The sequence below is a fragment of the Micromonospora sp. NPDC127501 genome (genome assembly GCF_040302185.1).
GTDB lineage: Bacteria > Actinomycetota > Actinomycetes > Mycobacteriales > Micromonosporaceae > Micromonospora.
Genome location: NZ_JBEORJ010000008.1, coordinates 61,608 through 75,921, shown reverse-complemented (window position 1 = coordinate 75,921; position 14,314 = coordinate 61,608). Strand labels below are relative to the sequence as shown.

The following is a 14,314-nucleotide window of genomic DNA, read 5'->3' as shown; positions in this document are numbered from 1 at the left end:
CATCGCCAACACCCACTCCGTACTGACACAGCTGCGCCAACCCGCACGCCCGAGCCGGCAGGAGCTGGTCGCCGCACAAGTCGCAGCCATCGCCGTCGCCTATACCGACAGCGTCGAGGCTGGCATGGGCCGGCTGATCGATCACGTGCCCGCTACGGCACCGCAGCCGGTCCCCCGGCCGTTGTTCGGCGAAGCCGTCCGCCTCGCCCAACCCAGTGGCGATTGGCAGCGCTCCGCGCTGTGCCCACATCTACCGCGGTCCGCCGTGACGCCGTTCTTGGACAACTCCACAGTGACATCCGCGGACGGCTACCGTCCGATGATCAGGTAAAGCCACACCTGGAGCCGCAGACCGGGCAGTACCCGCGCTTGGCGTTTGAAGTCACGGCGGTATTGCACTTCGCACAGTCGCCTTCGTTCCAAAGGCCCTGGTCGGCTCCGAGGCCACCCTCGTAGTAGTCCCGGTCGGGCCATGCGACGAGTGCAAGCTCGGGCACGTCTGGGGCGTCCTCGTCGATGGTCGCGGTAGCCAGGAGCAACACCGATCGAAGGCCGCCCTCGTCTTCGGTGTGGTGCGGCAAGACCCGCCGCATGACATCCACGAGTTCATGGACCGGGAGCGCCACGAGCTGCTCGGCGAGTCGGGCGCGATCCTCATCAGTGCTCACCAAATCACCGTACGCAGATCCGCCAGGTTACGGCTTGTCCAAGGTGAAGACGAAGATCGCCACCGGAGAACTACGTTCGGTCAAGGACGGCGAGTACCGCCGCATCCTGCCGGAATGGATCGATGAACACAACCAGACTCAGATCGATCGTCAGGAAGCAGCCTGATGCCTGGCAAACGCGCCCACTGCGAAGGCGCCATCTTCCCGTACCGCAAGGGTTCGCCCTTTGGAGAACCGCCGGTTCTTCACCTCGCGGGCCGGTGCACCTAGGGTGGCGCAACCGCCATGCACCGGATATTCGACGCTGAGGCGTAGCCAATCAGCTAGAGGGCCGGCCCGCCATAGGGGTCGTGGCTGAACTGCTGGACGCCGCCCTGCGGCGGCCCGCCGTACGGGCCGGGAAACCCGTCGGCCGACGGCCTCGTGTGCAACACCATGGTCGGCGTGTCACTCATGCCCGCTCCGGCCGGCGCCGCCAGCTGAGTCGCCGCGTGCGGAGCCCGCTGGTCCGGCGTGTTCCGACGGCGGTTCACCATCAGGGCCAGTGTGCCCAGTCCGGCGGCGACCAGCAGGCCGCCCAGGATGTATGGCAGGGAACCGCTGCCCTCGTTGCTGACCGGTTCGAGAGCGGGGGGTGCCGCCGCGACTACGCCGATCTCCGGCTCGGGATTCCCGTCCGCTGCCGCCGTTGCGGTGGGCGAGGGCGGGGTATTGGCGGGCGCGGCCACGGCGGCCAAGGTCAGCCGCACGCTCGCGATGTCACCGGCGGGGCCCTGTACGGTCGTGCGGGTGGTGCGATAGCCGTCCAGGGCTGCGACGATCGTGATCCGGCCCTTGGCGATCGTCTTACCGGCACCCGACTTGATCGAGAATCGGCCGCTCCGGTCGCTCGTCGTACGGTATTCGTGCCCGGCGCTGTCCCGGACGGTCAGGGCCACGCCGCCGATCCCCTTGCCGCTGGTGTCGCGGACCTGGCCGGACACCCCCTCCACCTCGGACGACGGCTTGTCCGCACCGGGTTGCGGCGCGCCCCCGCCGGGTAACGACGTGCCCGGGCCGAAAACGTAGACCATCTTGTAGTCGAAGCTGTTCTTTCCGCCGAGCCGTACGGCGACCGAGATGTTGCGACCGGAGATCTCGCCCGCGCTCACCTGGGGCGCGACGACGGTGGCCTGAAAGTCCTGGCTCTGGCCGGATTTGAGATTCGGTTCCACACGGCAGCCGGTGGCGCATTGCAGGCCGCCACTGACCACCACAATGGCCGTTTCGGCCCTGCTCCCGTTGTTCGTGACGCGGAACTGAACGCGAACCTTCTCGCCGGGCTTCACGTTCTCCGCCGACACGCTCAGGATGCTGATGGGTGCCGGGGCGCCCGCCACGGGTGCCGCGGACACCGCGAGCGTCCCCCCGGTCAGCGCGATCAATGCGGCGGCTCGGGCCCATCGAGCAGGTAAGCGTGCCGTCACTTCATACCACCCTCTCCACGGGCAGGCGACATCGCCCGATGACACCGCAGGACACTATGCCCTGTCGGGATGCGTTGCGACTGGCGGGCCCCTACCCGGCCTCTCACAGGGACCCCGCGCCGCGACCAGGAGCCTCGCCCGTGCAGTGCCGGGTAGCACCGCGCCCGACGGACCGCACGGCACAGCCGCTTCTGGCAGGATCCGCCGGATGCGCAAACTGATAGTCCTCCTTCTCCTGATGGCTGTTGCCGGCTGCGGCGACGACATTGCGACCGAGACGGGAGCCACCGAACAGTTCACCCAGGGCGGCGTCAGTATGGAGCCGACGGTCAAGGCCCGCCAGGTCGTCACCGCACGGACAGTAACCGGCAGGTACGAGGCACGACGCGGCGATGTCGTCCTGATTCGTTCCCCCGGCGGCCTCTGGGGTGACCGCAAGGTGCCGCTACTCAAACGCGTCGTCGCGGTTGGCGGCGAAACCATCGCCTGCTGCGATACCTCGGGCAAGGTGACGGTCGACGGTAAGCCGCTGGCCGAGCCGTATGTGGCTGAGGACGCGTCGCTCGACGAGCCGCCGAACGCAGACTACTGCGGCCCGCGGCGGTTCGCCGCGGTTACCGTGCCGGCCGACTCCGTCTTCCTGATGGGCGACAGCCGCGCCCGGTCGAACGACTCCCGGTGTGCCGGGCCGCTGCCGGTGTCGTCGGTCTTCGCGGTAATGGTCGGCTGACCCGGGGCGCACCTGACACTTGCCACGGACATACCGAGGTGGCTGACGCCAGGCGCCCGGACGGCGGCAGAGGGTACGTCCAGTACTGGCCTCTCAACCTTCGGCACCACTCGTAGCCATAGGCACCACCCAGTCGCCCTACCACTCCGCGCCGTATGCGCACCACCATATAGCTGGCACACCGCCGCCATCTGATCCATAGGAGCGTCGCATCCACCGACACCGGCCTCGTCTTCCGGCTAGCTCGTGGCCAGCGTTCATCTAGTGGCAGCCGTTGGCGTCATCGGGGGGTCAGGCTGGGGCCAGCGATCTCTGCCAGAATCGGCCGATGCCCATGATTCCAGGCTATGAAGACGACCCCTTGGTCGATGGGGCGTACCTGATGGACGAGCCGCTGTTCTGGGCGAGCCACCTGTTGCAATGCACCAACGGCGTCGAAGAGCCGCTGTGTGCAGGATTCGGGGTCAGCAAGACCGACCTGTTGCAGTTCTTCGAACGGGTCAGCGCTGAGCACCAGTGGCCAACGTTGACAGTCCCGCTCTCGGCAGGGCACGTGCTTCATGTCTTGTACCGCAACCTTCCCGGCGAAGGAGGGTACGACTATCTGCTGCACCATCCTGACTGGAAGGCGACCGTTCCCCTGGCAAGGGTCGAAGGTTGCTTCAGGGGGCCTGGGCTGTGCTGGCCAGAGTTGCTCACCGTCGCGCATAAGGCGGCCGAAGCCGGATCGACCCCGCGCCTTGACCCTCACACCTTCCTTCTGTTGTTGCCGATCATGAGTGACGCGGACCTCCCCTTAGACGCGGACGACGTCCTCGCTGCGATGTTGACCGCCTGCGGCGCCGTTGGAGAGACCGGGGCGCTGGCTCGGATACTCCTTGAGGAGCAGGGCTGCTGGGGTCCGCAGCACTGGACCCTGACCCCGGCCGGGCGGATCAGCGAGACCAGGTATGCGTTCCGCCGCCCTGGGGCCATGTCGTCAGACATGCTGGCTCAGGTCAGTCTGCTACTGGGGCCCGGTGGCAACGCTTGACAACCGCGCTGCTGCGGGGACCTCTTTGGCCTTTGATCTAGGAGCGCGGTCCGCTGTCGTCGGAGCTTGTCCACTGGCGTCCGCACCGATCGTCATTCAGTTAGTCACCTGCCCGGCAAGTCGTTTAATCGCTAACCGTCGGATCGAGTCACCGAACGCCAGGCGTCGAAGGCCCATGTGAGGTCGGCCGTGTCCGCGCTGATGAAGATCGTTTCCAGGTATGTTCCGTCGATGAAGTTAAAGCCGTAGAGGGTGAACTTGACGTCGCCGTCTTGGCGGTAGAACCAGGCGGCACGATGACCGACCCCGTCTCGGCCACCCTCACCCACCTTGCCTGTTGGGTTTGGCGGTAGCTCGGCATCGAGCGAGGCGATGATGTCGGCCCCGTTGGCGCACCGCCATGAACCTCCCGGTCCGACCCACATTGTACGGCCGGGTGCGCGCCACGTCGTGACGCCGTCTTTGGCGGAACCCCTCGTCCAGGTATCAGAAAGCTCGATCGACCAACCATCGCCCAGAGACCTCTGCACGTTCCAAGTGTGCCCCCACGGCCTGGCGCGGTTCCTCCATCGGCCACGGGTATACGAGAAGAGAAGCAACTCTTCGTCCCCGAAGGAACGATCAGTCGTCGATAGCTGCAAGAGCGGCGGCCCGAACGGTCCGCCAGCGTTCACCTTCGTCCGTCCTTGCCTGCGTTGGTTGTCACCCAGTTGGTCACCAACCGCCAACGACAGACGTTGAAGCGGAACCCCAGAGCCACTACTCCGCCACCAGCGGAGACGACGCTCAACACCTGCTCACACGGCATTCCGGGTTGCCAGCGTTGATCGTTGCTTGACGAGGTTTCACGTCATCTTGTGCCCCCTGTGTGCCCCGGCGCTGCCGGGAGGCTCTTTGCCCGCGTCGGGCCTTGGGTCCTGGCGGCAGAGGCGCAGCACCTCAAGCCTTAGGTCAGTAACCTCGCGCCGTGACGTCTGATAATCAAGAAGGCTGGTCGTTTGCCACAGCACGGGTTCCGGCCCAGTTCGGCGCTGCGATCCACCCGCTCACACCCGCTGTGCAGCACGCTTGGGCGACGAGGAAACCCTGTGCGGCCTCGTCGAGGACCAGATTGAGTTGTACCGGCACCTCTTCGACCGTGAGGACGCCTCGGCGTGCCCGACCTGCCGGCAGCAGGCCACCGCCGCGCCGACCTGGCCCTGCGAACAGGAACGCTTGCACGACCCGGCTTCTGGCGGCTGCGGCGGGACCGATGCGCGAGGACCTGCTCGACGCTCTGCGCCAAGGTGCCGAGATCAAGCTGTGGATCAACGGCCCCGCCGCCAGCTTGGCCAAGCACTACGCCCAGCTGGACCGGATCGTCGAAGGCAGCCCCGCCCTGATCGCGGCGCTCAGCGTCAACGGATCCGTCGGGCTTGCCAGGGTCGAGCACGGACCGTGGCAGTTCATCGTCGTCCTGCCCGACCATGGATCTCCCCTGATCGCTCGCACAAGGGCCGACCGGTAGCACCGGCCGCCACCGCCGGACAGCAGGCCACCCACGGACCGCGACCCGCCGACGGTGGCTTGGCCATCCTGGAGCCGGAGCGCCCCGACGGAGGCGCTCTAACCGCAACCCCCGACTGCCGCCAGCTCGCCGGCGCGGCCGGCGTGCGCTCCCTCACTCCGGTACGACGGTCACCGAGAGCGTCTACCGGCACCCACTACGGCTGGTGCTCCTGGGCGGTACGGTCGCCATGGGGCGGATCTTCGACGCTGAGGCGTAGTCACTCAGTTAGTCACCCAGGTACGACAAAAGGGCCGTCGCGATCTTCCGAGATGGCGCCTCGCCTGCGTCGGGACGGCCGGATTCGAACGGGCGACCCCTTGTTACCAAAAATAACCGAACCAAGCTTGTCATTGATTATCGAAAGTGGTCGCTGAGCTGCGGAGACAGCGCCAGGCGCTCATCGCCCCCGCTGGCCCTGCCACCGTGTCCGCTGGCCTTATGGCACCCCTGCTGACCGAATCTGTGGCAGCCCTTCCTCGGTCAGCGCAACCGTCAGCGGAACCTCACGTGACGGCGTGCTTTCGATGCTGTCCCGCAACGACCGGTGCACAGGGCACTCGCACGACGGATGCAGCGGCTTCGGACACCGGGCAAGAGCAACGTTCAGCTGCTGGACCCCGTCAACGGCGACCGGCCACGACCAGTCCATGTCCCACGGCTCCTCCCAGGGCTGGTGGAAACAGTCATGATCGAAGTGCACGAGAAGGCCGGTCCCACACTGAGGACAGGCGAACAGGCTGCTCCAGCGGTGGTTGACCTGGTGCCCGGGAGTACCGTGCGGCACGCCCCAACTGCCGATACGAACAACGGTGCGCTGGTCCAGTCGACAGGCGACGCAGATACGCATGGTTAACCCTCCTCTGCCATCTGGCGACATCCACCGCAGAGATCGACGCAATCACGGACGCCGTCAACTTAGCGACGCGCAGCGTGTCAAGGGAGGCAAGGCATCGATGCGGCCATCCACTGACACGGGTACCAGCAGCGGGCGGTCGCCAAGATGCCGACCCCGGCCTCGATGATGTGAATCCAGTGCAACATCGAGGAGGCTCGACCCCGAATCCATGACCGCCGTTCGGCAGTGGGCATGGCTCACCGTGACGCATCTCCAACAGTTGTTGCTGCCCGCCCTTCTGCACCCGGGGTCGCCCCTCCGGCACGATGCCTCGATGATGTTGCTGGTCCCTGCGAACCCCCTACAGCCACGCCGGCCCGACGACCACTTCGCGCCCGAAGCCCACGCGGCCCGTGCCGCCGGAATCGACGTCGCGGCGATCGACCACGACGCGCTGACCCGCGAAGAGCCGCACCGCGCGATCGCGGCCGTGCCCGCCGACGACGCCGCGGTCTACCACTGGTGGATGCTCTGCAGCGACCAGTACGCGGCCTTCGACGACGCCATCGCCGCTCGTGGCGTAACCCTCCGCACCAGCGGCGATGATTACCGCCGCGCGCACGAACTTCCCAGCTGGAACCACCAACTCGCCCCGGTCACCCCAACCTCCACCTGAACCACCAGCATGGAACGGGCCGCATTCGCCCAGGCCCGCATCCGGCTCGGTACCGGCGCCGCCGTGCTGCGCGACTACACGAAGTCGATGAAATACCACCGGCACGACGCCACATTCATCCCCGACCTCACCGACCCGACCATCGCCTGCCTGGTTTAGTGCGGCCAGCAGGTGCACCTGGGCCCCGGTTGGCCCACTGCCGCGCAGTGTCCTGCCGTCGACCGCGATCACTCGTCTGCCGGCCCCGGTCAGACCCGGCCGGCTGAGCAGCCACCGGCACACCGCAGCATCGATGGCGTCCGCGCCGATACCGGTCAGTACCCGGGACAGGGTGCTGTCGTCAGGCACCCGCCGGACACCGGTGAACGCGTCGCGGGATGCACCGAGACGCTCCCACGCCGCTCCGGCAGGTCGGCGGGTTATTCGACGATCTCCACGACGCGGCTCGATCCCGAAACCACCGCCGCGATCGCGAGCAGTCCCGGCAGCGGATGGATCCGGCCGCCGGCGTCCCGTGGGCCGGAACCCGGGGCGAGGGCCTGCAGCAACCCTGGCGTGTCCTGTTCCGACAGCGGCAATATTCGCCGCTGCACCGATCGCGACTCCTGCCTGACAAGGCGCCTTTGATAAACAGCGTACGGCCCAGCTACCTGAAAGACATTGATCGATGGTCTTGACTCTATGCGCCGGCCTGCTGATGATTTACTGCGGCGGTTCAAAGTGAGGGTGGATGTGATGACGCAGGTAGAGCCAGCGGCAGGAGGCCCCACATCAACCGCCGCTCCAAGCGAGCTTGGGCAAACTGGCCGACTCGCGCGCGCGGGCCGAGGCACGAGGGACTGGCTGACGCGTGGGGCCCATCGGCGGGAACTGAGTATCGCGAGCCTCGGCTCGGTGCTCCTCGCTGTCGCGATGATCTGGCTGATTCCGCCGTACGCGCTTCGCGTGGTGACTGCCGGCGCCAAGACTGTGCCGATCGCCGACCCGGCCCACACCATCGTCGGTGACGTGGGTGACCCAACGGCCCAAGCATGGCTGGTGGGATGGGGTGGCCACGCTCTCACCCACGGTCTGCGGGGCCTGTGGGATACCAACGCCTTCTATCCCGACACGTACGGCCTGGCCCTGAACGACAGCCTGCTCGGCTATGCCCCGGCAGGGCTGATAGGCACCGGTGTAGTCGGTGCCGTGCTGCGCTACAACATCCTGTTCGTGCTGGCTTTCGCGCTCGCCTTCCTCGGCGGCTATGCGCTCCTGCGCCAGCTTGGCGCGAACAAGGTCGCCGCCGCGGTAGCCGGGGCCGCTCTCGCCTACGCGCCCTGGCGCTACGGCCACGACGGCCATTTGAACATTCTCTCCACCGGTGGTATCACTCTGGCCCTGGCGATGCTGGCGCGCGGCCACGGACTCTCGTTCACCCGCGGCTACCTTGCCGAACGAGTCCGGCCGGGCTGGGCGTTCGCTGGCTGGCTGGTCGCGGCCTGGCAGGTCAGCCTAGGCTTCGGCGTGGGGCTGGGATTCGTATACGTCCTTGCCGCCCTCAGCCTGATCACACTGACAGCCTGGCTGATTCACCGCCCACGCCTTAGCCTTCGGCTGATCGTCGGTGATCTGATCGGCGGGCTGGTCTTCACCGCGGTGACCGGATACTTCGCGTACGCGTACAAACACGTGCGCGAGCTCAACCCCGATGTCACCCGGGACTGGGACTACGTCGCGTTTTTCTCCCCGACACTGCGCGGGCTTCTCGTGGCGCCGCAGTCCTCGCTGCCCTGGGGCACCCTGCACAACGAGGCCCGCACCGCTCTTGGTGGCGTACCGACTGAGAAAGTGCTGCTATGCGGGTATGCACTGTATCTACTGGCCTTCGCCGGCCTGTTTCTATCCCGCTGGTCACCGCTGCAACGGCTTCTGCTGCTGTTTGGGGCGGTCGTCGGAGTGCTGTTCGCGCTGGGCACGAACGGGCCGATCTACCGCCTGCTCTATCTTTACGTGCCCGGGTTCGATGGATCCCGTACACCAGGCCGGCTGATCTTGTGGCCCACCCTCTGCCTGGCCATCCTCGCGGCTGGCCTGGTCACCCACCTGGCCGAGGTGGCTCGCAGGGGCGCCAAGCCGAAATGGTCGGTGGGAGCGGCACGGCTGCTGACCGTTCCGTTGCTGGTCCTCGTGCTAGCTGAGGGCCTGCCTGACCTGAACCACCCCAAAACCCCAGCCGAACCGGCCGCGATGGCGCTAGCCTCCGCGCACGCTCCGATCATGGTGTTGCCGTCCAACGACGGCATCGACCTCAACGTCCTCCTTTGGTCGACCAACGGTTTTCCCACCATGGTCAACGGTGCGGCCAGCTACACCACACCCAACCGCCAGGCGATCCGCGACGTTATGGCGACCTTCCCCAGCCAGCAAGCCTTGGATCGGTTACACCAGCTCGGCATCCGCAGCGTCGTCCTGCTGCGCGACCGGGTCCAAGGCACCCCGTACGAACCACTGCTTTACATCCCGGACGTACCCGGCATCACCCGCCGTGACGTCGGGCCAGACGTGGTTTACACCATCGACACCAACACCAAGAACCCCTAACGAAACGATGTTGGGCGTGCCCTCGGGACACGAGGATCGTTCCGTCTGAGCGTGAAAAGGGGTGAGCAGCCGCCGTGGATCGTCTCGGACGAACTCTGGGTCGAGATCGAACCACTGTTGCCGCCCCGACCACCACGCCGGCACCGGTTCCCGAGCGTAAACCCCTCGACGACCGCAGAGTGTTGTGCGGAATCCTGTTCGTGCTTCACACCGCGATTCCGTGAAGGTACCTGCCCCAAGGCGTTGGGTTCGGCTCTGGCATGACCTGCTGGCACAGGGTGCGGGACTGGAACGACGCCAGCGCATGGCAACGACTGCACGAGATCCTGCTCGGCAAGCCTGCCGGCGCAGTCGCGACGGACCGGATCTTCGACGCTGAGGCGTAGTCACTCAATTAGCCACCCAGGTACGACAAAGGGGCCGCCTCGATCTTCCGAGATGGCCCCTCACCTGCCTCGGGACGGCCGGATTCGAACCGACGACCCCTTGTTGCCAACAGTAACCGAACCAAGCTTGCCATTGTTTGCCGAAAGTGGTCGCTGAGCTGCGAAGACACCGCCAGGCGCTCATCGCCCCTTGTCACCCTTCGTCAACAATTGGGCGGGGTTTTCGGGGGGTAAACGGGGGTCGCAAACAGGACCCGCCAGGTCTGATCGCCCCCGTTAGCCCTGCCGCCGTGTCGCGCCCGCCTTACGGCATGCGTGCTGACTGCCGCCGGGCGGTCGCCCTTCAGGCGGTCGGAATGAGCCGCGCCGCGATCGGCCTGGGTGGTTGTCAAGCGCGGGTGGTGGTTCTTGGGGGTAAGCGGGGGCAGACGGACAGGTCGCCAGGGTCCGACCGCGCCCACCGCCCCACCGTCGGGGCCTGCCGTCGCCAAGAGAACGACGTACCCCCGTCCATCGCGACCCGCCTACTGCAGCCGTGGGGGTATGTGTCGTTGGCGATCGATACCGCAACCTCACCGCCACAGTCCATGGACGATGACGTAGTTATCGAATTTAGACGGTAGCCGTCGGTAATACGGACCTTGCCGACCGCCTCGCCTGGTCCCCTGGCTGGTGCGCTGAAGCGGAGCCCGCGTGCCGGTACGACAATCGAACCGTCTGTCAACTCCACTTACCGAGCGTCTCGGCCCTGAGCTTGTCGTTAGTCGTCAAATCTTGACATTGACCGGCTCGAACCCTGTCGATGACTGGTCAATGCCAGTCACTGGAGGTCATGCTCGCAGGGGTTTTCGAGGGTAAGCGGGGGCGCATGCATGTTCGGCGCCCAGCACGTGGCGCTTTGCCATGAGGCGCAGCGAAGTCCTGCCCCGTAGTCCCTGTTGCGCCCATCACGCCGTGCCAACACGGGCGGCGAGCCCGGGCCCTGAACATTCCCGTGGTGGTTGACGGGCGCGTCGTTGTCAGTCCTCTGGCACTCTGGCCCGTGAATACGAAGCCCTGCCGGGCAACTCCACCAGCATGATCCGCATCGCGGTGATCGACAATCTTAACAAACGCGGCACCAGCGAAACCATCCCAACCTGGCGAGCCGACTGAAGACGGAATCACTCACAAAATTCATGAATTAGGCACCCCCTTAGGCTTCGGCGGAGTTCGCTGTTACCGCAGATGTGTAGCGGATGTAATCAGTCCTGGCTAGAGAACTCTTTCCGACTCAGATCGAAGAGTCCGTCGAATTTCTCTATGAAGTCTTGAATCATGTTCCTGTTTGCGCCCCCAAGGGCGCCCAGGAAAGATATTTTGCTGTAGCGGACGCCCGTGCGGTCCACTGGATCAATTATATACATTCCCCAAAGGACTAGTCGGTCATCGAAAACTACCATGAATTCAGTAGGAAAGTCTGTGTAGCGCCGAACTTCCAATCTCCCAATTCCGCGCCTTACGTATCGGTCCTTCCAATCTCTGACAACGGAACTGATGTTCTCTCTTAGGTCATCTTTCTCACCGTTGGCCGGCTCAAAAACCAATACGTCACATCTCGCAATCTGGAAGTCGTGGGCAAAGAGGTTCTGTTGAATAACCTGGCTGGTCACCGCATAAATCCTCACCCTGCCGGACGAGGGGCAGCGGAGATACGCGAGGTCGAACGCTTCCCTCATGGTGAGGGAGTCGCGACGTGAATCGAGGGAGTCAGTGAGGCTCGCTATCCTCTCAGTGAGCGATGTGATCTCCCGACGGAAGGCATCAAGAGATTCCTTGGTGTCCGAAAGTCGTGTCCAAGTGTAAGTCGCCACGATTGCCATGAGGCCGAGAATGAAGCCCAATACCCTACTTAAGTCTGCTTGGCCCGGCACCCACACATCGAATACTCCCCACAACAGTGCCACTGCGCCGATAGCGGCTAGGCCGACGTGTGCGACCATCCGTTCAAAGAACCGCATATGCCTCATACTCCTTCAAGCGCGTGTCTCCCTGTCCCAGACATATCCAGGAATACCTTAAAGGAGGTTTGATTCACGTGATTTGTGTGTGTTGTTTTTCTAAGGGTTCGCGCCAACTTGGGGCGTTTTCGGCGGTGAGGCGCTTGGCAAAGGTTGTTGATCATGGCGATCCTGATCATGCTGGCGGGAGTTGTCGGGGCGTGCTTCGTCATCGCGGACGAGTCGACGGTGCTGCATGAGCTATCCCGGGGTGCGTTCGATGACCTATCGGCACTTGACCACGCCACTTCGGCGACTCGAACCCGACCCGGCCGCAACCACCACCGCACCGGTGAAAGGTGAGCCCCTCCGAGGTGTCGCGGCGATCCTCGCCAATCCCCGCTCAACCGGCCGGCAGGTATGGGGACTGCGCCGACGCCGCCGACCAGCTCTGAGGCAAGCTCTGATCCCGTACGCGGCGGGGTGGCCAAGACCCGGTCCTGGCCACCCTGTCGGCCCTGCTCAGTCCTTCAAGACCAAGTTCCGGGTGATGCTGACTCGCTCCGCACCGTCGGGCAGGCCGGGCCGCAACACGTTGATTCCTTTTCCACGCTGGGCCGCGCTTCCGTCGCCTTTCAGCTCTGCGGTCGCATGGGCGTCGGCCACGACCAGGAACAGTTTGATGGCAGCGCGTTCACGCTTGTCGTAGCCGACATAGAGGGGACCGCAGTCGGCGCTGGTCCGGAAGATGTGGCATCTCGCTTGCCGCTCGTCTGGACTTACACGGGCGCCTGTGTGGCGGTCAGGGCCGGCACCGCCTGGACGATGGCCGATCCGGTCACGACGGTGAGGAGGAGAGCGGCGGCAGCTGCGGCGATCCTAAGAGGAGAGCGCACGCGAGCAGGACCCTAGGGCTGACGGCGGCAAACGAGGCCGAAGACAAGGACCGGATCGCTGAGCAGAGAGCAACGCCTGGTCTGTAGCCGGCAGCGTCAGTTGCCCTCGCCGCAGTCACCCACCGTCTCCCGCTGCTCTGGAATCTCAACTGCCTGCCGATCTCTGCTCATCGAGTCAGGGCGCCCCGCTCTAAGACCCCATGACCCGAGTTCCCATCCGCCGACCACATCCGTGAACACGAGGTTGAGCTGAAGAAAACTCGTCGAGGGAGGAGAGCCGACGATGTCAATTTTGAAGGTCATGAGAGAACATGGCGGCGCATCGCCACCTGCCTCATACGACCCGGAGGACATTTCAGTGGCCCCTATTTGGTAACGCAGGTCGAAACGCATCCACCTAACCGGCACCGGCGACCGGTTCTGAACCCGCAGCGTCAGGGACGCTGGGCTTTGTCCGGGCGGCGTGGCGTTGGTCATCCACACCGCTACCCGCGACGCGAAACGCTGCTTATACCGCTCGAACTCCAGCCGCGTCGACTCTAACTGTGCTCGGTTGATCTCCTGCTGGTCACGGTATGTCACACCGGCCACGACCAGCGCTGGTAACGCCACTACCAGTGTTACCAGCGACGACAGTGCGTGAACCTTCTCCGTCCACCTGAGGGGCTCATCCCTCCCTCGCCTCCGCGCCCGCGGTTTCCGCACCGGTCGTCGCATCGCAGGCCCCTCCCGGGTCGGCCTTCCATCTTGCTGTGGAATAACAAGCAGGCGGACCGCCACTGATGTCCCGCACCGTGTATGCAGCTTGCAGGATCCCGTCAATGAACCACCGACGCCACCGTCCGTCCACGCGCACCGCTCGGCTCGGCAACACTCCGAGCATCACCCGCGCTTGGTCGGTAATGCCACCACGACGCGCCAAGCATGAGCGATGGTTTCGCCGAACAGCGTGTCGATGTGCGTTGCTGCCTGTGCCAGCGGGTGAGTCACGGTCATGCCGAGGCCGAGCAGAGTGAGGATCCCGCCGAGCACTCCGAAGGCGCAGGTCCACCCGGCGGCGCTCGGCGGCCGGTGTGAGCTGGGGAGTACGGCGCGGGGCCCGGTCCTGCATCAAGCCCGGCGGAGGGTTGAGCAGTTCGCGCACGCCGATATCCATCAACCGCCGGACGGCAGCGTCGAGGCGTACCGCCCAGCGGGCCAGCGTCACACCGGTCGGCATCGACGACTGGCGGGGAGGGACCGAGCACACCGCCGCCTACCGCACCCTTCGCCGCACCGGCTCAGGCTGGCCGGTGAGGTACTACGACCTGGTCCCGACGAGGTCGTGATGCCTACCCAAAACCGAGCCACCCGGCGTCGGCGTGGGTCCGCCGAAGGGCCATGGGACGGCGAACAGCCCTGCGCGCCGTCACCGGCACAAGCACGAAGCCCTGCAGGTATCGGTTGCCCGTCCGAGACAACGAGATCTGGCTCGCCGGGTACGGCAATGCCTGACCGACCCCTCTCCCCCGCT

15 protein-coding genes and 1 pseudogene are annotated in these 14,314 nt (G+C 65.3%); 10 read left to right on the top strand and 6 right to left on the bottom strand.

Features of this window, described 5'->3' with window-relative positions:
* Positions 1-323: 323 nt before the first annotated feature.
* Positions 324-668 carry a hypothetical protein gene (locus tag ABTW72_RS19530; protein ID WP_350860600.1) on the bottom strand — a complete coding sequence of 115 codons (345 nt, stop codon included), beginning with the start codon at positions 666-668 and terminating at the stop codon, positions 324-326.
* A 34-nt stretch (positions 669-702) separates the two neighbouring features.
* On the opposite strand from ABTW72_RS19530, the gene ABTW72_RS19525 reads away from it, so the two are divergent.
* Positions 703-834, top strand: coding sequence for a hypothetical protein (locus tag ABTW72_RS19525; RefSeq protein ID WP_350861007.1), 132 nt, complete (start codon positions 703-705; stop codon positions 832-834).
* 157 nt (positions 835-991) lie between these two features.
* On the opposite strand, the gene ABTW72_RS19520 is transcribed toward ABTW72_RS19525, so the two are convergent.
* Positions 992-2,011: a carboxypeptidase-like regulatory domain-containing protein gene (locus tag ABTW72_RS19520; protein WP_350860598.1), complete on the bottom strand. Its 1,020-nt coding sequence runs from the start codon at positions 2,009-2,011 to the stop codon at positions 992-994.
* Between the two features lie 331 nt (positions 2,012-2,342).
* Between ABTW72_RS19520 and lepB the strand changes: the two genes are divergently transcribed.
* On the top strand, positions 2,343-2,864 hold the full coding sequence (gene lepB / locus ABTW72_RS19515) for a signal peptidase I (protein WP_350860596.1): 522 nt from the start codon (positions 2,343-2,345) through the stop codon (positions 2,862-2,864).
* Between the two features lie 328 nt (positions 2,865-3,192).
* Positions 3,193-3,897: a hypothetical protein gene (locus ABTW72_RS19510; RefSeq protein ID WP_350860594.1), complete on the top strand. Its 705-nt coding sequence runs from the start codon at positions 3,193-3,195 to the stop codon at positions 3,895-3,897.
* A gap of 131 nt (positions 3,898-4,028) precedes the next feature.
* Here ABTW72_RS19510 and ABTW72_RS19505 read toward each other — a convergent pair whose 3' ends face one another.
* Positions 4,029-4,427 carry a hypothetical protein gene (locus tag ABTW72_RS19505; RefSeq protein WP_350860592.1) on the bottom strand — a complete coding sequence of 133 codons (399 nt, stop codon included), beginning with the start codon at positions 4,425-4,427 and terminating at the stop codon, positions 4,029-4,031.
* Between the two features lie 722 nt (positions 4,428-5,149).
* On the opposite strand from ABTW72_RS19505, the gene ABTW72_RS19500 reads away from it, so the two are divergent.
* The 3 genes from ABTW72_RS19500 to ABTW72_RS19490 all read left to right on the top strand — a co-directional run bounded on the left by ABTW72_RS19500 (position 5,150) and on the right by ABTW72_RS19490 (position 7,116).
* Positions 5,150-5,404: a hypothetical protein gene (locus ABTW72_RS19500; protein ID WP_350860591.1), complete on the top strand. Its 255-nt coding sequence runs from the start codon at positions 5,150-5,152 to the stop codon at positions 5,402-5,404.
* Positions 5,405-6,615: 1,211 nt separating this feature from the next.
* Positions 6,616-6,957, top strand: a complete 342-nt coding sequence (locus ABTW72_RS19495) for a hypothetical protein (protein ID WP_350860589.1) — start codon at positions 6,616-6,618, stop codon at positions 6,955-6,957.
* Between the two features lie 9 nt (positions 6,958-6,966).
* Positions 6,967-7,116 carry a hypothetical protein gene (locus tag ABTW72_RS19490; protein ID WP_350860587.1) on the top strand — a complete coding sequence of 50 codons (150 nt, stop codon included), beginning with the start codon at positions 6,967-6,969 and terminating at the stop codon, positions 7,114-7,116.
* A gap of 260 nt (positions 7,117-7,376) precedes the next feature.
* Here ABTW72_RS19490 and ABTW72_RS19485 read toward each other — a convergent pair whose 3' ends face one another.
* Positions 7,377-7,550: a hypothetical protein gene (locus tag ABTW72_RS19485; protein WP_350860585.1), complete on the bottom strand. Its 174-nt coding sequence runs from the start codon at positions 7,548-7,550 to the stop codon at positions 7,377-7,379.
* A 301-nt stretch (positions 7,551-7,851) separates the two neighbouring features.
* Between ABTW72_RS19485 and ABTW72_RS19480 the strand changes: the two genes are divergently transcribed.
* The 3 genes and pseudogenes from ABTW72_RS19480 to ABTW72_RS19470 form a co-directional block, all read left to right on the top strand.
* Positions 7,852-9,540 carry a hypothetical protein gene (locus tag ABTW72_RS19480; RefSeq protein ID WP_350860583.1) on the top strand — a complete coding sequence of 563 codons (1,689 nt, stop codon included), beginning with the start codon at positions 7,852-7,854 and terminating at the stop codon, positions 9,538-9,540.
* Positions 9,541-9,800: 260 nt separating this feature from the next.
* Positions 9,801-9,926, top strand: coding sequence for a hypothetical protein (locus ABTW72_RS19475; RefSeq protein ID WP_350860581.1), 126 nt, complete (start codon positions 9,801-9,803; stop codon positions 9,924-9,926).
* Between the two features lie 1,035 nt (positions 9,927-10,961).
* Positions 10,962-11,081 (top strand): annotated as a pseudogene (locus tag ABTW72_RS19470) (IS5 family transposase); the annotation flags it as partial.
* 89 nt (positions 11,082-11,170) lie between these two features.
* Here the strand turns inward: ABTW72_RS19470 and ABTW72_RS19465 are convergent.
* Complete coding sequence (locus tag ABTW72_RS19465) at positions 11,171-11,926, bottom strand: hypothetical protein (RefSeq protein WP_350860579.1); 756 nt, start codon at positions 11,924-11,926, stop codon at positions 11,171-11,173.
* 162 nt (positions 11,927-12,088) lie between these two features.
* Here ABTW72_RS19465 and ABTW72_RS19460 point away from each other — a divergent pair, with 162 nt between their 5' ends.
* Complete coding sequence (locus tag ABTW72_RS19460; protein WP_350860577.1) at positions 12,089-12,268, top strand: hypothetical protein; 180 nt, start codon at positions 12,089-12,091, stop codon at positions 12,266-12,268.
* Positions 12,269-12,897: 629 nt separating this feature from the next.
* Here the strand turns inward: ABTW72_RS19460 and ABTW72_RS19455 are convergent.
* On the bottom strand, positions 12,898-13,518 hold the full coding sequence (locus ABTW72_RS19455) for a hypothetical protein (protein WP_350860575.1): 621 nt from the start codon (positions 13,516-13,518) through the stop codon (positions 12,898-12,900).
* Between the last annotated feature and the right edge of the window lie 796 nt (positions 13,519-14,314).